Below are 18,300 nucleotides of genomic sequence, written 5' to 3'. Positions count from 1 at the left end.
CCCCCCATGAAGATCGGTCCGGTGGTCGCGAGCGCGGCCCTGCTGGCGGTCGTCGCCGCCTGCGGCTCCAGCGGCACGAACGGCTCCAGCGGCTCCAGCGGCTCCACGGCGGAAGGGGGAGGCGGCGGCAAGGTGGGCATCGACCACCCGCGCGCCGACTCCGACTTCTGGAACTCCTACATGAAGTACGTCCCGCAGATGGCGACCGAGCTCAAGGCCGACCTGATGCCCGCCACGAACTCCCAGAACGACGTCTCCAAGCTGGTCAACAACGTGCAGGCGCTGGTCGGCCAGGGCGCCAAGGCGATCGTCATGGCCCCCCAGGACACCGGCGCCATCGCCAACACGCTCCAGCAGCTGGAGAACAAGAAGATCCCCGTGGTCACCGTGGACACCCGGCCCGACAAGGGCAAGGTCTACATGGTCGTGCGCGCCGACAACCGCGCGTACGGCACCAAGGCGTGCGAGTTCCTCGGCGAGAAGCTCGGCGGCAAGGGCAAGGTCGTGCAGCTTGAGGGCGCGCTCAGCTCGATCAACGGCCGCGACCGGTCCGAGGCGTTCAACGAGTGCATGAAGACGAAGTTCCCCGGCATCACGGTGTTCAGCGAGCCGACCGAGTGGGAGGGCAGCAAGGCGGCGTCCATGCTGCAGACCCGCCTGGAGCAGAACCCGGATATCAAGGGCATCTACATGCACGCCGGCGGCGTGCACCTGGCCCCGACGCTCCAGGTGCTCAAGCAGAAGAACCTGCTGGTGCCGCCGACCGACCCCAAGCACGTCTTCGTGGTCTCCAACGACGGCATCCCGCAGGAGTTCGAGGAGATCCGCAAGGGCAACATCGACGCCACGGTGTCGCAGCCGGCCGACCTCTACGCCCGGTACGCGGTCTTCTACGCCAAGGCGGCGGTCGACGGCAAGACGTTCCAGCCAGGCCCGACCGACCACGGCAGCACCATCATCCAGCTGCCCAACGGCTTCGAGGACCAGCTCCCGGCGCCGCTGGTGACGAAGGACAACGTGGACGACCAGAACCTCTGGGGTAACCAGGTCAAGTGATGAAATATCACGTTGAAGCCCGAAATGTCGTCAAGCGTTTCGGCCCGACCACCGCGCTGAACGGCGCGGAGATCGCCATCGCCGAGGGCCAGACCCACGCCCTCGTCGGCCGGAACGGCGCGGGGAAGTCCACCCTCGTGTCGATCCTCACCGGGCTCCAGCGGCCGGACGAGGGCGAGGTGCTGTTCTCCGGGGAGACGGCGCCCGCCCTGGCCGACCGCGACGCCTGGCGGCAGCGCGTCGCCTGCGTGTACCAGAAGTCCACGATCATCCCGGCGCTGACGGTCGCGGAGAACCTGTTCGTCAACCGCCAGACCGGCCGCGGCCGGATGATCAACTGGCGGGCGCTGCGGGCCAAGGCGCGCGAGCTGCTGGACACCTACGAGGTGGACGTCGACCCGCAGGCGCTGGCCGGCGAGCTGGGCGTCGAGCAGCGGCAGCTCGTGGAGATCGCGCGGGCGCTGTCGTTCGGCGCCCGGTTCATCATCCTCGACGAGCCCACCGCCCGGCTCGACGGCCCGGCCATCGAGCGGCTGTTCACCCGCATGCGCTCGCTGCGCGAGCAGGGCGTCACGATGATGTACATCTCCCACCACCTGGACGAGGTGTACGAGATCTGCCAGAGCGTCACGGTCTTCCGCGACGCCCGGCACATCGTGACCCGGCCGGTCGCCGGGTTCCCCCAGGACGAGCTGGTGGACGCGATGACCGGCGAGGCCACGGCCGCCTACGAGTCCCGGCAGCGCGTGCCGGGCGAGGCGGTCGTGCTGTCGGGCGCGGGCCTGTCGCTGACCGGCCGCTACCAGGACGTGGACATCTCGGTCAGGTCCGGCGAGGTCGTGGGCCTGGCGGGCTCGGCGAGCAGCGGCAAGGTCGGCCTGGCCGAGACCCTGGTCGGGCTGCGGAAGCCGGACACGGGCGTGGTCACGATCGACGGCACCCGGGTCAAACCGGGCGACGTGCCCGCCGCCATGCGCGCCGGGCTCGGGTTCGTGCCCGAGGACCGGCACCACGAGGGTTTCGTGCCGATGCTGTCGGTGGGGGAGAACGCGACCCTGCCGATCGCCCACAAGCTGGGCGCCTACGGCATCGTCTCGCCCGCGCGGCGCCGGGAGAGGGCCGTCCAGATGATCGGGAGCCTGGACATCAAGACCGAGGGGCCCGACCAGCCCGTCGGCGACCTGTCCGGCGGGAACGCGCAGAAGGTCGTGTTCGCGCGGGCGCTCGTGGACGACCCGAGGGCGCTGGTCGTGATCAACCCGACCGCGGGCGTCGACGTCAAGGCCAAGCAGGCCCTGCTCGGCGCGGTCGAGGACGCGGTCGGCCGGGGCGCCGGGGCCGTCGTGGTCTCCGACGAGCTCGACGACCTGCGCATCTGCGACCGGGTGCTGGTGATGTTCCACGGCAGGGTCGTCAAGGACGTGCCGCGTGGCTGGACCGACCACGAGCTCGTGGCCGTGATGGAAGGCATACAAGAGTGACCACTTTGACTGCTCCGGCCCCCCGGCTGAGGCTGGCCAGGTTCCGCGACCTGACCCTGGTGCCGGTGATCCTGCTCCTGCTCGTCGTGGGCGCGTTCCTCGACCCGACCTTCCTGACGGCGGGCAACCTGACGAACGTGCTCCAGCAGCAGGCGGCGATCTCGCTGCTCGTGCTGGCCGAGGCGATGATCCTGATCGCCGGGAAGTTCGACCTGTCGCTGGAGTCGACGGTCGGCACCGCGCCCGGCATCGCCGTGATGCTGGTCGTCCCGGCCTCGGCGGGCGGGTTCGGCCTCGGGCTGCCCGGCTGGCTGGTGATCCCCCTGGCCCTGCTCGTGGGCGCGGCCATCGGCGCGTTCAACGGGTTCCTGATCATCAGGTTCCAGCTCTCGGCGTTCATCGTCACGCTGGCCATGCTGATCATCGTGGACGGCCTCCAGCAGGGGCTCACCCAGGGCAAGACGCTGTTCGAGCTCCCCGAATCGCTGCTCTACCTCGGCAGCGCCACCTGGCTCGGCCTGCCCGCCGCCATCTGGATCGCCGCGCTGCTGTTCGCCGCCGGCATCTTCGGCCTGACCTACCTCCGGCTCGGCCGCTCCCTGTACGCCATCGGCGGCAACGCCGACGCCGCCCGCGCCGCCGGCATCCGGGTGGACCGCGTGCTGTTCGGCGTGTTCGTCCTCGGCGGGATCCTGGCCGCCACGGCCGGCATCCTGGAGACCGGACGTCTCGGCGCGATCGGCAACGAGATGGGCGACGGCTGGATCTTCATGGTCTTCGCCGCGGCCGTCATCGGCGGCGTCAGCATGGACGGCGGCAAGGGCACCGTCCTCGGCGCGCTGACCGGCGTGCTGGTCATCGGCCTGGTGCAGAACATCCTCACCCTCATCGGGGTCTCCGGCTTCTGGCAGCCGGTCATCTACGGTGGCATCATTCTCATCGCACTGATCATCAGCAGGATCGCCGGCGGAAAGGCGCAGGACTGATGGAACGCCTCGCCCTGCGCACCAGGCTCCGGCCCGGCTGCGAGGAGACCTACGAGCGGGAGCACGCCACGATCCCGGCCGCCCTGGAGTCCGCGCTGCGCGCCCACGGCGTGATCTCCTGGCGCATCTTCCGCGACGGCCTCGACCTGTTCCACTTCGTGGAGGTCGAGGACTACGCCGCGCTGCAGGCTGCGCTCAAGGACGACCCCGCCGACCAGGCGTGGCAGCGCCAGATGAACCGCCTGCTCGACGGCGACTTCGACCAGTCGGCGGGCGGCCTGCGCCAGGTCTGGGAGCTGACGTGATCGACCTGCCCCGCGTCGGCCTCGGCGGAGCCCCGCTCGGCAACCTCTACCAGGCGATCTCCGGCGAGCAGGCGCGGGCCACGGTCGACGCGGCCTGGGACAGCGGCGTGCGGCTCTTCGACACCGCGCCCCACTACGGGCTGGGGCTGTCCGAACGCCGCCTGGGCGCCGCGCTCGCCGAGCGGTCGGGCTACGTCCTGTCCACGAAGGTGGGCCGGCTGGTGGTGCCCTCGCGGGTGCGCGACGACGACGAGATGTTCGACGTCCCGGTCGGGCTTGGCCGCGCCTGGGACTTCTCGGCCGACGGCGTGCGCGACTCCCTGGAGGACTCCCTGGCCCGGCTCGGCCTGCCGGAGATCGACATCGCGCTCATCCACGACCCCGACGACCACCTGGAGCAGGCGCTGGCCGAGGCGTACCCGGCCCTGGCCGAGCTGCGGGAGCAGGGCGTGGTCAAGGCGATCGGCGTCGGGATGAACCAGTGGCAGGCGCCGCTGCGCTTCGTCCGGGAGACCGGCGTCGACGTCGTCATGCTCGCCGGGCGCTACACGCTGCTCGACCAGTCGGGGCTGCCGCTGCTGGACGAATGCGCCGAGCGCGGCGTCCGGGTGCTGGCCGCCGGGGTCTTCAACAGCGGCCTCCTGGCCACGCCGGCCCCGTCGGGCACCTTCGACTACGCGCCCGCGCCGGCGCCGCTGCTGGACCGGGCCGCCCGGATCGCCGGCGTCTGCGAGCGCCACGGCGTCTCGCTGCCGCAGGCGGCCATGGCCTTCCCGCTGCGCCATCCGGCCGTCGCCTCGATCGTGCTGGGCGCCCGCGCGCCCGAGGAGGTCCTGGCCAACGCCGCCCTGTGGTCCCGCCCGGTCCCCGAGGAGCTGTGGCTGGAACTGGCCGGCGAGGGCCTGCTCGGCTGACCGCGGCCGGGCCCCCGCCCGGCCGCCGTCGTCGTCGTTCAGTGCACCTGTACGTACGCGCCGAAGGCCAGCGCCACGTCCCACACCCGGGAGAAGACGATCACCCGGCCGCCGTCCAGCCCGCCGCAGGAGACCGGTTTGCTGATGGCCGACGTGATGCCCTGGGCCGCGACGTCGTCGTACCAGTTGGTGTAGGAGTAGACCGGGCCGCCGCTGTCGCCATGGGCCACGGCGCAGCCGCCGACCACGCTCTTGGCCCTGACCATGTGCTTGACGTACTGCCCGTTCGAGTACGTGCCGCTCCACCCGGTCTCGGTCACCTTGATCAGGCAGTACTCGCCCAGCGACGCGCCCGAGTTGCACACGAAGTTGCCGACGTGCGCCTTCCACAGCGCGACCACCCGGTTGCTGGTGGCGGCCGCCGGACCGCCGTCGAAGACGTCGGCCGTGGCGTCGGCCAGGACGATCGCGGCGTCCCGCTTGGGCAGCCGCCACTGCAGGTCGCCCATGCGGTTCGCCGGGCTGCCCGAGCCGCCGCCGTCGTAGAAGGCGTCCCAGAACTCGCCGCAGTGGGCGGCGGTCAGGAAGCCGGGATTGCCGTTCTTGTCGTAGACGGCGAACCCCGAGGTGCAGCCGGAGCCGGTCCTGGCGTTCCAGGTCCGGCCGCCCGCGTAGTAGCTCGGGACGTCGTCCTGCCTGCTGTAGGCCGGGTCGAAGCGCTCGCCGCGCTCCAGCGTGATCGGCGCGGCGGCGTCGGCGGGCCGCTGGAGCTGGTCGGGGACGGTGTCCTCGTCCGGGACCGAGAGCCGCACGCCGCTCCCGTCGGCCTGCGGGGCGGCGCCCGTCACCTGTCCGGACTCGCTCCACTTGTCGGCCTCGGCGAGGAGGTCGGCGTAGGAGAAGGCGGACGGGAGCACCGAAACCGGGGCGGTCAGCCGTCCCTCGTCGATCACGGCCCGCACGGGCTCGGGCACCTGGCCCTTCCAGTACAGGCGCACCTCGTGGTTCTCGGGCGCGACGATCACGCCGCCGTACCCGTCGGAGGTCTCGGCCACGGCCGTGACGCGGTCGGCGACGGCGTTCAGCCGGGTCTGCTCGGCGAAGAGCGCGTCCCAGCTCGCGAAGCCGCCGGGGACCTGGCCGCGCGGGCCGGTCGAGTCCCTGGCCGGCGGCTTGCCCCCGGCGTCGGCGGCCTGCCGGGTGAGGCCGGGGCCGGAGTCGGTGACGGCCGAGGCGGCTCCGGCGCCCACGAAGGGCACGACGGCGCACGCCAGGATCAGCACCGTACGGCGTAAGCGGATGTTCTGCATGGATCCCCCCCATGTCTGGATGAGGGGCCATCACAGCAGCGATCCGGCACGCCTACCGCGTCCAAGTACCGCTCCGCGCTGTGCTGTGCGGGCTTGCGGCCCTCAGGAGGGGATGAACAGCCAGGACGTGGACGTGCCGGACTCGTAGCGGGAGTCCAGGCGTTTGGCCAGCACGCCGGGCAGGCCCTGCTCGCGCGCCGCCTGCCGGACCGCGCCGGGCTCGCCTGGCCAGGAGGGCGCGGTCTGCCAGCGGGGACCGGCCAGCCCGAGCGACTCCAGGGCGGCCCGCCGGTCGGCGAACGGCTCGTCCACCAGGGAGCGGCCCTCGTCGTACAGCAGGTCCTGGACGACCAGGATCTCGGTGCCGGCCAGCGTGACCACCTCGCCGTCCAGCACCGCCGTCCGGCTGCCGAACGACTCGGCCAGCGGGCGCAGCCAGGGATGCTCGCGGGCGGCCGTCGTGCGCCCGCCGTCGACGGGGACCAGGAGCCGGCGTCCGCCCCAGGCGAACTCGAAGGCGTAGGCGGCGGCGTCCCTGGGCGGCCGGGCGCGCTCGGTGGGCAGCATGGGCTCCACGTCGGGGAACGGGTCGCGGACGGGGGCGTCCATGCGGTGGATCATCCAGTTCTTGCCCCGCGTCCGGAACAGCACGAACCGCCCGGAGGCCCGCCGGCCGTGCAGGACGAACTTGACCTCGCGCTCGGACCACTTCTCGGTCTCGTACGTGCCGGTGTCCCAGACGGTCATGGTGCCGCCGCCGTACTCGCCCTTGGGGATCTCGCCGTGGAAGGTGAGGTACTCCATCGGATGGTCCTCGGTGTGCACCGCCAGGTGGTTGGTGCCGGGGTCGGCGGGCAGGCCCTTGGGGACAGCCCAGGAGGCCAGCACGCCGTCGCGTTCCAGCCGCAGGTCCCAGTGCAGGGAGCGGGCGTGGTGCTCCTGGATGACGAACGCGGCGCCGCCACCGTCCTCGGGAGGGGTGGCGGGCACGGGCTCGGGGGTCCGGCTGGGGTCGCGTTTGCTGCGGTATCGCTCCAGTTTGTCGGCCACGACACGGTTACTACCCGGGGAACGGGCGCCGATCAGTCGAGGGCCTTGCGCAGCCACGCCTCCACGCCCGCCACGTGCACGGTGGCCCACGACCGCGCCACGTCCGGCTGGCGGGCGGCGATGGCCTCGTAGATCGCGGTGTGCTGCTCGCGGGTCTTCTCCATCGCGCCCTCCTGGGTGAGGCCGCGCCACACCCGGGCCCGAGTGGTCGGACCTGACAGGCTCTCGATGAACGAGCAGAGCACGCTGTTGCCCGACCCGCGCGCGATGCGCTGGTGGAACTCCAGGTCGTTGGCGACCAGTTCCTCGACCGTCGGCTGCGCGGGCAGCGAGTCGAGGATGAGCCGCAGCTCCTCGATGTCCTCGTCGCGCATCAGCTCGGTGGCCATGGCCGTCGCGGCCGGCTCAAGGATGCGCCGCACCTCGAAGAACTGGATCACCGTGTCGTCGCGGTGCAGGTCGAGCACGAACGACATGGTGTCGAGCAGCAGGTGCGGCTCCAGGCTGGTGACGTACGTGCCGTCGCCCTGGCGCACGTCGAGCACGTTGATCAGGGCGAGCGCGCGCACGGCCTCGCGCAGCGAGTTGCGCGACAGTCCGAGCCGCTCGGCGAGGTCGGCCTCCTTCGGCAGACGATCTCCGGGAGTCAGCTCCCCGGAGAGGATCATCTGCTTGATCTTGTCGATGGCCGCGTCGGTGACCGCCACACTCTTCTCCCTAGACATCGGATGTCTAGGAGTCTAGAGCCTGGAAGCGCACGGGATCGACGTCCGGGACGCGGCGGATCAGGCCCCGGGTCTCCAGGGTGCGCAGATGGGCCGCGGCCTCGCCGGCCGCCATGCCGCGCAGCACGGGGGCCAGGTCGTCCCAGGGCCGGTTCCAGGTCATCATCGAGGCGACCTCCCAGATGGTCAGCGGTCGCGACCGCTCGGCCATGAGGGTGCGCAACCGGATCAGCTTCTCCTCGTGATGGTGGCGGATCTCGGCGGCGCGCGCGGCAACATCGGGAAATGTCCACTCGTGTGCCGGCAGGGCGTCCAGGGGGCCCAGCTCGCCGACCCGGTCGAGCGAGTCCAGGAAGTCGCCCAGCGGGTCGATGTCGTCGCGGTCGTAGGGATAGATCCCGATGTGCGGGGTGATGTCGGGAAGGACGTGGTCGCCGGTGAACAGCCGGTCGGCGTCCACCAGGTGCAGGCAGATGTGGCCCGGCGTGTGGCCGGGGGTGTGCACGGCGCGCAGCTTGCGGCCGGGCAGCTCCACCAGGTCGCCGTCGCGCAGCTCGCGGTCGGGCAGCGCGGGCGGCGTCGGCCGGGCGCCCATCGCCTCGCGCGCCTCGCCGGGGCCGGCGCCGGCCCGCCTGAGCATGTCGGACTGGAAGCTCGCGTGCTCCTCCGCGGCGAACCGGTGCATGAGCCGGACCAGCGCGGCGTCCTCCTCGTGCATGGCGATCCAGGCCCCGGACGCCTCCTTGACCTGCCCGGCCAGCCCGGCGTGGTCGGGGTGGAAGTGGGTGACGACCACGCCGCTCACGGTCGTGACGTCGAGCCCGAGCGCGGCCAGGCCGCCGCTGAGCGCCTGCCAGGCGTCGGGATGGTTCCATCCGGCGTCCACCAGCACCGGCCCGCGCGGCGACTCGACGGCGTAGACGAGCGTGTAGCCGAGCGGGTTGCCCGGGATGGGCACCGGCACGCTCCACACCCCGCCGCCGAGCTCCTGCGGCCGCTGTTCCGCGTACGGCCTGCGCCTGGTCTTCCCCACCGGTTCCCCCGATCGAGCACGTGCGTGTGAATGGTGGATCAGGCCAGGCGTTCGATGATCGTCGCCGTGGCCAGGGCGCCACCCGCGCACATGGTGACCAGCGCGGTGGTGGTGTCGGAGCGTTCGAGCTCGTGCAGGGCGGTGGTGATGAGCCGGGCGCCGGTGGCCCCGACGGGATGGCCGAGCGCGATGGCCCCGCCGTTGACGTTGACCCGGTCGAGATCGGGCTCGTGCACCGCGGCCCACGAGAGCACCACGGACGCGAACGCCTCGTTCACCTCGAACCTGTCGATGTCGCCCATGGTCATCCCGGCCGCCGTCAGCACCTTCGCGGTCGCCTCCACGGGACCGTCGAGATGATAGTAGGGCTCGGCCCCGACGAGCGCCTGCGCCAGGATGCGGGCCCGCGGCCGCAGCCCCTGCCGGCGGGCCTCCTGCTCGCTCGTCACCAGCACGGCGGCCGCGCCGTCGGAGATCTGCGAGGACGTGCCGGCGGTGTGCAGGGCGCCCTCGGCGACCGGTTTGAGCCCGGCCAGGCTCTCGACCGTGGTCTCGCGCAACCCCTGATCCCTGCGGACGGATCCGACGGGCACGATCTCCCGCTCGAACCGCCCGTCGGCCCACGCCTTGGCCGCCAGGCGCTGCGACCGCGCGCCGAACCAGTCGAGCCGCTCCCTGGTCAGCCCGCGCCGCCGGGCGATGCGTTCGGCCGCGGTGAACTGGTCGGGCAGGTCGATGCTCCAGTCGTCGGGACGCGGCCGCGCGGGGCGCACGTTGCTGCCGAGCGGCGCCCGGCTCATCATCTCGACCCCGCATCCGACGCCGGCCTCGATGACGCCCGCCCTGATCATCGCCGCCGCCAGGTGCACGGCCTGCTGCGAGGAGCCGCACTGGGCGTCGAGCGTGGTGACGCCGGTCTGGTAGGGGAGCCCGGCGTAGAGCCACGAGTGGCGGCCGACGTGGCCGCCCTGCTCGCCGGCCTGCGTGACGCACCCGGCGAACGTCTGGCCGATCGTGGCCGGATCGACGCCGGCGCGCTGGATCAGGCCGTTCAGCGCCGCGGCCAGCACCTGCTGCGGCTTGAGCTCCGACAGCCATCCCGCCCGCTTGCCGATGGGCGTGCGAACGGCCTCGACGATCACAGGTGTGCCCACAGTCGCCTCCAGAACGTTGCTCTGGCCGCGACTGTAACGCGTTCTACTTTCTGGTGGAAGCCTCGCTTCCGGCGGGGAACTCGGCCCGCAGCCCGAAAGTGTCGAAAAGTCGCAGGTCAAAGAACATGGCGACGTGGTTGATGCCTTCTTCGCGCATCGCCAGCACCATGATCGCGAAGCGGCGGTAGACGTCGTGCTCGCGGAAGTAGACGGCGAACGCGGGCTGGCCGTTGGCGGCCACGGGGAGCAGCCTGAGGTCGTGCGGCCGGCTGGCGGGGCACTGCGTGGAGACGAGCTCGCCGATCGCGTCGGGGCCTTCGTACCAGCCCACGTAGGGGGGCATCTCCCAGATCGCGTCTTTGGTGAACAGCGAGACCAGCTCGTCGACGTCGTAGTTCTCGAAGGCGGCGACGTAGCGGTCGAGCAGGTGGCGCTGCTCGGCGGACAGCGGCTCGACCTGGTCGTCGAGGCTCGGCGAGACCTCGCTGAGCTGCGCGCGGGCCCGCTGCAGGATGCTGTTGACGGCCGCCGTGGACAGGCCCACCGCCTCGGCGACCTCGGCCGCCCGCCACCTGAGCACGTCGCGCAGGATCAGCACGGCGCGCTGCCGGGGCGGCAGGTGCTGGAGCGCGGCGACGAGCGCGAGCCGGATGCTCTCGCGCGAGGTCACGATCGAGGCCGGGTCGCCGGCCGCCTCGACCCCGGCCAGCGTGTCGGGCACCGGCTCCAGCCAGGGCACCTCGCCGTCCTGGACCAGCGGCTCGGACGCCTCGGTGCTCGGCGCGCCGAGACCGGTCGGCAGCGGCCGCCGGCCGCGGCTGTCGAGCGCGGTCAGGCAGGCGGTGGTGGCGATGCGGTAGAGCCACGTGCGCAGCGACGACCGCCCCTCGAACCCGTCGTAGCCGCGCCAGGCCCGCAGATAGGTCTCCTGCACGAGATCCTCGGCGTCGTGCACCGACCCCAGCATGCGATAGCAGTGTGCGAACAGCTCGCGCCGCATCGGATCGGCCAGCCGGAGGAAGTCTTCGCTCGTCGGCTTGTCGCTCATGCCCCCTGTATAGCTTCCGCCACCGACAAAAAGCCGATTAGAGCATGACGGAGATGTCCGGAAGGGGCTAGATGTCGGCCAGGAGGCGGTTCGCGGCGGTCTCGATGCGCCGCTGGATCTGGTCGTACGTGCGCCGCCCGCGCAACATCTCCAGCAGCTCCTGCACCCACACGCTGGCCAGCGAGCCCGCGAGGTCGAGCTGCTCCTCGCCGGCCTGGTCGATCGTCAGCCCGTCGGCCGACACCCGCAGCAGCAGCCCCGTCATGCGGTCGCCGAACGGTGTCTGGACCTCGGCCATGATCAACGACCGGATCAGCGCGTCGGCCAGCTCCGGCTCGCGCATCAGCCCCCGCGTGGCCCTCATGAGCACGTCGACGGCCCGGCTGGCCGGCGTGGACGCCCCGGGCGGGCGGCGCTCGATGCTGCTCTCCAGCAGGTCGATCTCCTCGCCCACGACCGCCACCACCAGGTCCATCTTGGACGGGAAGTAGCGGTAGAGCGTGCCCAGCGCCACGCCCGCGCGCTCGGCGACCGTGCGCATCTGCATCGCCTCGACGCCGCCGCGCGAGGCCAGCGCGGCGGCGGCCTGGACGATGCGCTTGCGGCGTTGGTGCTGGCTGCGGGTGCGGACGCTGCGACCGCCCGCCGCGGCGCGGCCCTCGGCGGCCCCCTCGGTGTCGCTGGGGGGCGCGGAGAATGACCCGGGCGAGGTACGCATAAGAACACGTTATCTGATTTCTCGGCAACGCGGCTTGTTACTCGCGAGTCACAAACAGGCCGTATCGGCCCATGTCTACGGCGTTACAGGACTATGTCGGAACATGGCGAAGAAGGCCGGTACTGGACAGATATTAGAATCTGTTCTAGTTTGCCATTCGGCTTACCTAGCGCTTGCTGGAGGCTCGATGATCGCGCAGACGCTGGCGGCCCTGCTCCTCGACCGGGCGCAGGACGACCGACCTGGGCTGATGTTCGAGGGCGCGGTGTGGTCGTGGCGCGAGCACGTCGCCCGCTGCCGGGCGGCGGGGGCCTGGCTGAGCGGGCGCGGCACGGGCCTGCACGTGGGCGTGCTGGCGGAGAACGTCCCGGAGCTGCTTCTCGTGCTCGGCGGGGCGGCGCTCGACGGGCACGTGCTGGTCGCGCTGAACCCGACGCGCCCGGCTGAGGAGCTGGTGCGCGACGCCCGCGCCACCGACGTGGACCTCCTGCTCTGGGACGCCCCCTTCGCGGGCCCGGCCGCGTCGGTCGCCGAGGCGCTGGGCGTGGAGAGCATGCCGCTGTCCCTGGTGTCGTCCCTGGGGGCGGGCGGCGGGCGGGTGGGCGAGGCCGCGCCCGGGGACCTGGTGATGCTGATCTTCACGTCGGGGACCTCCGGCCGGCCCAGGGCCGTCCGGATCACGCAGCGCAAGCTGGCGCTGCCGGGGCTGAGCCTGGCCGCGCTGCTCACGCCCGAGGACGTCGTCTACTGCTCGATGCCGCTGTTCCACTCCGGCGCCCTGATGGCCGCCTACGCCCCGGCCGTGGCCTCGGGCGCGGCGCTGGCCGTGCGCAGGCGGTTCTCGGCCTCCGGCCTGCTGCCGGACGTGCGGCGGCACGGCTGCACCTACCTGCACTACGTCGGCAAGGCGCTCTCCTACGTCCTGGCCACCCCCGAACGCCCGGACGACGCCGACAACCCCCTCAGGATCGCCTTCGGCAACGAGGGCAGCGCGGTGGCGACCAGGCGGTTCGGCGAGCGGTTCGGCTGCCGGGTGATCGACGCCTTCGGCTCCACCGAGACGGCCATCTCCTTCAGCCCCGACCCCGGCGCCCCGCCCGGCAGCCTGGGCAGGCTGGGCGCGGGCGTGCAGATCCTCGACCCCGCCACCGGACGCCCGTGCCCGCCTGCCCGCATCGAGGGCGGCCGCCTGCTCAACCCGGACGAGGCCGTCGGCGAGCTGGTCAACACCGCCGGCCCCGGCCTGTTCGAGGGCTACTACAACGACCCGGACGCGGACGCCGAACGCCTCAGGAACGGCGCCTTCTGGTCCGGCGACCTGGCCTACGCCGACCCCGCCGGACACGTCTTCTTCGCCGGACGCGGCACCGAACGCCTGCGCGTGGACGGCGAGAACCTGGCCGTCGCCCCCGTGGAGGCCGCCCTGCGGGAGTTCGGCGGCGTGGTGGAGGCGGCCGTCTATCCGGTGCCGGACGCGGCGGCCGGCGACCAGGTGATGGCGGCGCTGGTCCTGGACGGCCCCTTCGACGCCGACGCGTTCGCCGCGTTCGTGGCGGGACGCACCGATCTGGGCCCCAAGTCCTTACCCCGCTATATCCGGATTTGTAGTGAACTTCCGCATACCCCCTCCCACAAGGTCATCAAGCGGATCCTGGCCAAGGAGGCGTGGCGGACCGGCGACCCCGTCTGGTGGCGCTCCCCGTCCGGATTGCGCCCCCTGACCGGCGTGGACGTCAAGGCGATCGAGGACGAGTTCGTCGAGCACGGCAGGCACCACCTCTTGGAGAGCTGATGGATTTCAACCTGGACGAGACCCAGCAGGACCTGAAGAAGCTGACCGCCGAAGTGCTGGCCAAGCAAGGAGAGGGCGGCCCGGCGGCCGAGCGGGGGGAGGGCGGCTCGGCGGGCGAGCGGGGTGACAGCGACTCGGCGGCCGAGGACGCGCTGTGGCGGGCCGGGCTCCTGGGCGTGTGCGCGTCCGAGGAGGCGGGCGGCGCCGGGCTCGGCCCCGTCGAGATGGCCGTGGTGCTGCGCGAGGTGGGTGCGCGGGCGGCGGCCGTACCGGCGTTGCCCGTCCTGGTGAGCACGCTGGCCCTGGCCCGGCACGGCAGCCCTGACCAGCGCGGGCGGGTCACGCGCGGCACCCTGGCCCGGCGCGAGCCCGGCCGGGCCCCGTCAGATCCGCCCGCCACGGCCGCCCGCCGCGAGGGCGACGGCTGGGCGCTGACCGGGCGCAAGGTCGCGGTGCCCTACCCGGCGGACGACGTCCTGGTCACCGCGGACGAGGGGCTGTTCCTGGTGGCGTCGCCGCCCGCGAGCCCCGAGTTCACCTCGACCGGCGAGCCGGCCGCCACGATCCGGCTGGACGGCACGCCCGCCGAGGCGGTGGCCGGGCCCGAGGCGGCCGCCGACGCCGGACGCCTGTTCACGGTGGCTGTCGCCGCGCAGGCGAGCGGCGTCCTGGCCGGGGCGCTCGACCTGACCACCTCCTACATCAGGACGAGACGGCAGTTCGGCCGGGTGCTGGCCGAGTTCCAGGCCGTCACCATGCAGATCGCGGACGTCTACATCGCCGGACGGGCCCTCGACGTGGCCATGTGGTCGGCGGCCTGGCGGCTGGCCGAGGGCCTGCCCGCCGACGAGGACGTGGCGCTGGCCGCGTTCCACGTCTGCGAGGCCGTCAAGGCGCTCTACACCTGCCAGCACCTGCACGGCGGCCTCGGGCTCGACGTCACCTACCCGCTGCACCGCCACTTCGCGCAGGCCAAGCACCTGTCCCACCTGCTCGGCGGCGCCGACGCCCAGCTCGACCTGATCGGAGCCCTCGTCTGATGCTGATCGACCTGACCCGGGAGCAGCGCGCGCTCCGCGACGAGCTGCGCGAGTACTTCCGCGGCTGCCTGACCGCTGAGGACCGCGCGAAGATCGCCGACGACCCGTTCGGCGAGGCGTACATGGAGCACTGCCGCCGGCTCGGCCGCGACGGCAAGCTCGGGCTGGGCTGGCCCAAGGAGTACGGCGGGGGCGGGTACGGCCCCCTGGAGCAGCAGATCTTCGCCAACGAGATCGCCCGCGCCGGGGTGCCGTACCCGATCATCACCGTGCAGACGGTGGGCCCGACCCTGATGCAGTACGGCACCCAGGAGCAGAAGGACCGGTTCCTGCCGCGCATCCTGGCCGGCGAGTGCCACTTCGCGATCGGCTACAGCGAGCCCGAGGCCGGCACCGACCTGGCCTCCCTGCGCACCACGGCGGTGCTGGACGGCGACCACTACGTCGTCAACGGCCAGAAGATCTTCACCAGCGGCGCGCACTACGCCCAGTACATCTGGCTGGCCGCCCGGACGAACCCCGAGGCCAAGAAGCACAAGGGCATCACGATGATGATCGCCGCCACCGACGACCCCGGCTTCTCCTGGACGCCGATCGTCACCATGGACGGCCGCCACCACACGAACTCCACCTACTACTCCGACGTGCGCGTCCCGGTGGACATGGTGGTGGGCGAGGTGGACAAGGGCTGGGACCTGATCGTCAACCAGCTCAACCACGAACGCGTCACCCTCGGCCCGGCCGGAAACCTCGGCCAGACCTACGACCGCTTCCTCGCCTGGGCCAGGCACGCCGGGCTGACCGACAATCCGGACGTACGCCGCGCCCTCGCCCAGGTGTGGGCCGCCTTCCGTACGAACGAGCTGCTCAACTGGCAGGTGGCGGCGAACATGGACCTCGGCTGGCTGGGCGCGCCCGACGCCTCGGCCACCAAGATCTACGGCTCCGAGCGCATGCAGGAGATCGGCCGGCTGGTGTGCGACGTCGTGTCCCGCTACGGCGACCCCTCCGACCCGGAGACGGCCGAGCTGGCCGAGCGCATGGACCACGGCGTCAAGGGCGCGGTGGTGCTGACGTTCGGCGGCGGGGTCAACGAGGTGCAGCGCGAGCTGATCGCGATGCTCGGCCTGAGCCTGCCGAGGCCGCCGCGATGACCGACACGACCGACACGACCCACACGACCGCCGCGACTACCGACACGGCGACCGGCACGACCGGCGCGATGACCGACGCGGAGCTGCACGAGCTGGCCGGCAAGCAGATGGCGATGGGGGAGCTGCGCGGCGCCCCCGCCGCCGACCCGGTGAACGCGCCCATGATCCGCCACTGGCTGGCGGCCATGGGCGACGCCAACCCGCGCTACCTGGAGGAGGGCGTGGCGCCGCCCGCGATGGCCCAGGTGTGGACCATGCAGGGGCCGGGCGCGCAGGCCAAGGACCGCTCGCCGGTGGACGACCTGCTGGCCGCGCTCGACGCCGCGGGCTTCACCGGGGTCGTGGCGACCAACTGCGAGCAGACCTACCACCGGTACGCCAGGATCGGCGAGCTGCTGACCCCCGCCACCCGCTTCACGTCGCTGGCCGGGCCGAAGCGCACCGCCCTGGGCGAGGGCTACTTCGCCACCTGGAACGTCACCTGGTACGGCGACGACGACCGTCCGGTCGCCGAGATGCTGTTCCGGGTGCTGAAGTTCCGGCCGAAGGCGCCTGCCCCGCGCGGGCGGGAGCCGTACCCGCTGCGGCCGGCGGTCAACGCGGACACCGCGTTCTTCTGGGAGGGGGCGCGGCACGGCGAGCTGCGCGTCCAGAGCTGCGCGGACTGCGGGGAGCTGCGCCATCCGCCCGGCCCGATGTGCCCGAACTGCCGCTCGGGGAACCGGTCGCACGTCGTCGCGAGCGGCCGCGGCACCCTCTACAGCTACGTCGTCCACCACCATCCGCCGGTGCCGGGGCGGGAGGTCCCGTTCGTGGTGGGCGTGGTGGAACTGCCGGAAGGAGTACGGATCGTGGGCAACGTCGTGGACTGCCCGGTCGAGAAGGTGGAGGTCGGGATGGCCCTGCGGGTGACGTACCGGTCGATGGACGACGAGCTCGTCCTGCCGATGTGGACGCCGGAGGAGCCGTGACCCCCGCCGCCGGAACGGCCCTGCCCGAGCTGGAGGTGGACCTGACCCCCACGACGGTGATCGCCACCGCCCTGGCCACCAGGGACTTCACCCCCGTGCACCACGACACCGCCAAGGCCCGCGCCCAGGGCTCGAAGGACATCTTCCTCAACATCCTCACCACCATGGGCCTGGTGGAACGCTACGTCACCGACTGGACGGGCCCGGAGGCGGTCATCACCAGCATCAACGTCAAACTGGGCGTCCCGGCGTACGCGGGGGACCGGCTGAGCTTCAGCGGCGTGATCGTCGAGCGCGACGGCGACCGGTACACCGCGCAGGTGCGCGGCAGGGTGAGCCTGGGCGACCACGCCACCGGCACCGTCACCTTCGTCCTGCCCGGGAGCGCGTGATGCCGGGCGGACGGGCCGCGATCGCGGGCATCGGGGCCACCGAGTTCAGCAAGGACTCCGGCCGGTCGGAGCTGCGGCTGGCGGCCGAGGCCGTGCTCGCCGCCCTCGACGACGCCGGGGTGCCGCCGTCCGACGTGGACGGCATGGTCACCTACACCCAGGACGCCAACCAGGAGATCGCCGTCGCCCGGGAGACCGGCGTCGGCGACCTCACCTTCTTCTCCCGCGTCGAGTACGGCGGCGGCGCGGCCTGCGGCACGGTCGCGCACGCGGCGATGGCCGTGGCCACCGGCATGGCCAGGACGGTGGTCTGCTACCGGGCCTTCAACGAGCGCTCGGGCCGCCGCTTCGGCCAGCCGAACGCCCGGCTGACCGGGGAGCCCACCTCCCAGGGCCTGGAGATGAGCTGGCACGTGCCGTACGGGCTGATGACCCCGGCCGCTTGGGTCGCCATGTTCGCGCGGCGGTACATGCACGAGTTCGGGGCGACGTCGGAGGACTTCGGGCGGGTGGCGGTGGCCATGCGCCGGCACGCCGCCACCAACCCGGCCGCCTGGTTCCACGGGCGGCCGATCACGCTGGAGGAGCACCAGGCGTCCCGGTGGATCGTGGAGCCGCTGCACCTGCTCGACTGCTGCCAGGAGAGCGACGGCGCGGTGGCGCTGGTCGTGACGTCCGCCGAACGCGCCCACGACCTGCGCAGGTCGCCCGCGGTGATCACGGCGGCGGCGCAGGGGGCGGGCGCGGGCCAGATGATGATGACGAGCTACTACCGGGACGACATGAGCGGCCTTCCGGAGATGTCCGTCGTCGGCCGGCAACTGTGGAAGATGTCCGGGCTGTCCCCGGCGGACATCCAGACGGCCATCCTGTACGACCACTTCACCCCGTTCGTCCTCGCCCAGCTTGAGGAGCTGGGCTTCTGTGGACGCGGCGAGGCCCCCGACTACCTGCGGGACGGCGGCATCGAGCTGGACGGCCGCCTGCCCGTCAACCCGCACGGCGGCCAGCTCGGCGAGGCGTACATCCACGGCATGAACGGCATCGCCGAGGCCGTCCGGCAGATCAGGGGGACGGCCGCCAACCAGGTGGCCGGGGCGCGGAACGTCCTGGTCACGGCGGGGACCGGCGTGCCGACGAGCGGCCTGATCCTCTCAGCATCGTGACGAAC

At 72.2% G+C, this 18,300-nt stretch carries 18 protein-coding genes; 11 read left to right on the top strand and 7 right to left on the bottom strand.

Annotation, left to right across the window (positions count from 1 at the left end; genetic code table 11):
- Positions 1 to 6 precede the first annotated feature (6 nt).
- Genes ACIBST_RS45825 through ACIBST_RS45805 form a run of 5 tightly spaced genes read left to right on the top strand, consistent with a single transcriptional unit; the run spans position 7 to position 4,742 of the window.
- Positions 7 to 1,056, top strand: a complete 1,050-nt coding sequence (locus ACIBST_RS45825; RefSeq protein WP_397179751.1) for a sugar ABC transporter substrate-binding protein — start codon at positions 7 to 9, stop codon at positions 1,054 to 1,056.
- Positions 1,056 to 2,537, top strand: a complete 1,482-nt coding sequence (locus ACIBST_RS45820) for a sugar ABC transporter ATP-binding protein (RefSeq protein WP_397179750.1) — start codon at positions 1,056 to 1,058, stop codon at positions 2,535 to 2,537. Before ACIBST_RS45825 ends, ACIBST_RS45820 begins: the two co-directional genes overlap by 1 nt.
- The gene (locus ACIBST_RS45815) at positions 2,534 to 3,523 is read left to right on the top strand and encodes an ABC transporter permease (protein WP_397179749.1); all 990 of its coding nucleotides are present in this window, start codon (positions 2,534 to 2,536) and stop codon (positions 3,521 to 3,523) included. Before ACIBST_RS45820 ends, ACIBST_RS45815 begins: the two co-directional genes overlap by 4 nt.
- Positions 3,523 to 3,828 carry an L-rhamnose mutarotase gene (locus ACIBST_RS45810; RefSeq protein WP_358288817.1) on the top strand — a complete coding sequence of 102 codons (306 nt, stop codon included), beginning with the start codon at positions 3,523 to 3,525 and terminating at the stop codon, positions 3,826 to 3,828. Before ACIBST_RS45815 ends, ACIBST_RS45810 begins: the two co-directional genes overlap by 1 nt.
- Positions 3,825 to 4,742: an aldo/keto reductase gene (locus ACIBST_RS45805; protein ID WP_397179748.1), complete on the top strand. Its 918-nt coding sequence runs from the start codon at positions 3,825 to 3,827 to the stop codon at positions 4,740 to 4,742. The genes ACIBST_RS45810 and ACIBST_RS45805 overlap by 4 nt, the downstream gene beginning before the upstream one ends.
- A gap of 38 nt (positions 4,743 to 4,780) precedes the next feature.
- On the opposite strand, the gene ACIBST_RS45800 is transcribed toward ACIBST_RS45805, so the two are convergent.
- From ACIBST_RS45800 to ACIBST_RS45770, 7 genes are all read right to left on the bottom strand, one after another.
- Complete coding sequence (locus ACIBST_RS45800; RefSeq protein ID WP_397179747.1) at positions 4,781 to 6,052, bottom strand: S1 family peptidase; 1,272 nt, start codon at positions 6,050 to 6,052, stop codon at positions 4,781 to 4,783.
- A gap of 102 nt (positions 6,053 to 6,154) precedes the next feature.
- Positions 6,155 to 7,102, bottom strand: coding sequence for a DNA polymerase ligase N-terminal domain-containing protein (locus ACIBST_RS45795; RefSeq protein ID WP_397179746.1), 948 nt, complete (start codon positions 7,100 to 7,102; stop codon positions 6,155 to 6,157).
- Between the two features lie 32 nt (positions 7,103 to 7,134).
- Positions 7,135 to 7,809 (bottom strand): FadR/GntR family transcriptional regulator, encoded by a 675-nt coding sequence (locus ACIBST_RS45790; RefSeq protein ID WP_397179745.1) that lies wholly within the window; start codon positions 7,807 to 7,809, stop codon positions 7,135 to 7,137.
- 25 nt (positions 7,810 to 7,834) lie between these two features.
- The gene (locus ACIBST_RS45785) at positions 7,835 to 8,860 is read right to left on the bottom strand and encodes an MBL fold metallo-hydrolase (protein WP_397179744.1); all 1,026 of its coding nucleotides are present in this window, start codon (positions 8,858 to 8,860) and stop codon (positions 7,835 to 7,837) included.
- A gap of 38 nt (positions 8,861 to 8,898) precedes the next feature.
- On the bottom strand, positions 8,899 to 10,014 hold the full coding sequence (locus ACIBST_RS45780) for a steroid 3-ketoacyl-CoA thiolase (protein WP_397179743.1): 1,116 nt from the start codon (positions 10,012 to 10,014) through the stop codon (positions 8,899 to 8,901).
- Between the two features lie 43 nt (positions 10,015 to 10,057).
- On the bottom strand, positions 10,058 to 11,062 hold the full coding sequence (locus tag ACIBST_RS45775) for a sigma-70 family RNA polymerase sigma factor (protein WP_397179742.1): 1,005 nt from the start codon (positions 11,060 to 11,062) through the stop codon (positions 10,058 to 10,060).
- Between the two features lie 67 nt (positions 11,063 to 11,129).
- Complete coding sequence (locus tag ACIBST_RS45770; RefSeq protein WP_397179741.1) at positions 11,130 to 11,780, bottom strand: TetR family transcriptional regulator; 651 nt, start codon at positions 11,778 to 11,780, stop codon at positions 11,130 to 11,132.
- Positions 11,781 to 11,967: 187 nt separating this feature from the next.
- On the opposite strand from ACIBST_RS45770, the gene ACIBST_RS45765 reads away from it, so the two are divergent.
- Genes ACIBST_RS45765 through ACIBST_RS45740 form a run of 6 tightly spaced genes read left to right on the top strand, consistent with a single transcriptional unit; the run spans position 11,968 to position 18,295 of the window.
- Positions 11,968 to 13,572, top strand: a complete 1,605-nt coding sequence (locus ACIBST_RS45765) for an AMP-binding protein (protein WP_397179740.1) — start codon at positions 11,968 to 11,970, stop codon at positions 13,570 to 13,572.
- Positions 13,572 to 14,612 carry an acyl-CoA dehydrogenase family protein gene (locus tag ACIBST_RS45760; protein WP_397179739.1) on the top strand — a complete coding sequence of 347 codons (1,041 nt, stop codon included), beginning with the start codon at positions 13,572 to 13,574 and terminating at the stop codon, positions 14,610 to 14,612. The genes ACIBST_RS45765 and ACIBST_RS45760 overlap by 1 nt, the downstream gene beginning before the upstream one ends.
- The gene (locus tag ACIBST_RS45755) at positions 14,612 to 15,766 is read left to right on the top strand and encodes an acyl-CoA dehydrogenase family protein (RefSeq protein WP_397179738.1); all 1,155 of its coding nucleotides are present in this window, start codon (positions 14,612 to 14,614) and stop codon (positions 15,764 to 15,766) included. The genes ACIBST_RS45760 and ACIBST_RS45755 overlap by 1 nt, the downstream gene beginning before the upstream one ends.
- A complete protein-coding gene (locus ACIBST_RS45750; protein WP_397179737.1) occupies positions 15,763 to 16,737 on the top strand; it encodes a bifunctional MaoC family dehydratase N-terminal/OB-fold nucleic acid binding domain-containing protein in 975 nt (324 codons plus the stop codon). Before ACIBST_RS45755 ends, ACIBST_RS45750 begins: the two co-directional genes overlap by 4 nt.
- Entirely contained in the window at positions 16,734 to 17,129 is a 396-nt protein-coding gene (locus ACIBST_RS45745) for a MaoC/PaaZ C-terminal domain-containing protein (protein WP_358288785.1), read from the top strand. Before ACIBST_RS45750 ends, ACIBST_RS45745 begins: the two co-directional genes overlap by 4 nt.
- Positions 17,129 to 18,295: a lipid-transfer protein gene (locus ACIBST_RS45740; RefSeq protein WP_397179736.1), complete on the top strand. Its 1,167-nt coding sequence runs from the start codon at positions 17,129 to 17,131 to the stop codon at positions 18,293 to 18,295. Before ACIBST_RS45745 ends, ACIBST_RS45740 begins: the two co-directional genes overlap by 1 nt.
- Positions 18,296 to 18,300 lie beyond the last annotated feature (5 nt).

The sequence above is a fragment of the Nonomuraea sp. NPDC049684 genome, assembly GCF_044465345.1.
Taxonomy (GTDB): domain Bacteria; phylum Actinomycetota; class Actinomycetes; order Streptosporangiales; family Streptosporangiaceae; genus Nonomuraea.
This window is presented reverse-complemented; position numbering and strand designations above follow the sequence as displayed.

Excerpts from the sequence above, each read along its gene's own strand:
- ACIBST_RS45825 (WP_397179751.1), top strand. The coding sequence starts at position 7 with ATGAAGATCGGTCCGGTGGTCGCGAGCGCGGCCCTGCTGGCGGTCGTC.
- ACIBST_RS45820 (WP_397179750.1), top strand. The coding sequence starts at position 1,056 with ATGAAATATCACGTTGAAGCCCGAAATGTCGTCAAGCGTTTCGGCCCG.
- ACIBST_RS45810 (WP_358288817.1), top strand. The coding sequence starts at position 3,523 with ATGGAACGCCTCGCCCTGCGCACCAGGCTCCGGCCCGGCTGCGAGGAG.
- ACIBST_RS45800 (WP_397179747.1), bottom strand. The coding sequence starts at position 6,052 with ATGCAGAACATCCGCTTACGCCGTACGGTGCTGATCCTGGCGTGCGCC.
- ACIBST_RS45775 (WP_397179742.1), bottom strand. The coding sequence starts at position 11,062 with ATGAGCGACAAGCCGACGAGCGAAGACTTCCTCCGGCTGGCCGATCCG.
- ACIBST_RS45770 (WP_397179741.1), bottom strand. The coding sequence starts at position 11,780 with ATGCGTACCTCGCCCGGGTCATTCTCCGCGCCCCCCAGCGACACCGAG.
- ACIBST_RS45765 (WP_397179740.1), top strand. The coding sequence starts at position 11,968 with ATGATCGCGCAGACGCTGGCGGCCCTGCTCCTCGACCGGGCGCAGGAC.
- ACIBST_RS45760 (WP_397179739.1), top strand. The coding sequence starts at position 13,572 with ATGGATTTCAACCTGGACGAGACCCAGCAGGACCTGAAGAAGCTGACC.
- ACIBST_RS45755 (WP_397179738.1), top strand. The coding sequence starts at position 14,612 with ATGCTGATCGACCTGACCCGGGAGCAGCGCGCGCTCCGCGACGAGCTG.
- ACIBST_RS45750 (WP_397179737.1), top strand. The coding sequence starts at position 15,763 with ATGACCGACACGACCGACACGACCCACACGACCGCCGCGACTACCGAC.
- ACIBST_RS45740 (WP_397179736.1), top strand. The coding sequence starts at position 17,129 with ATGCCGGGCGGACGGGCCGCGATCGCGGGCATCGGGGCCACCGAGTTC.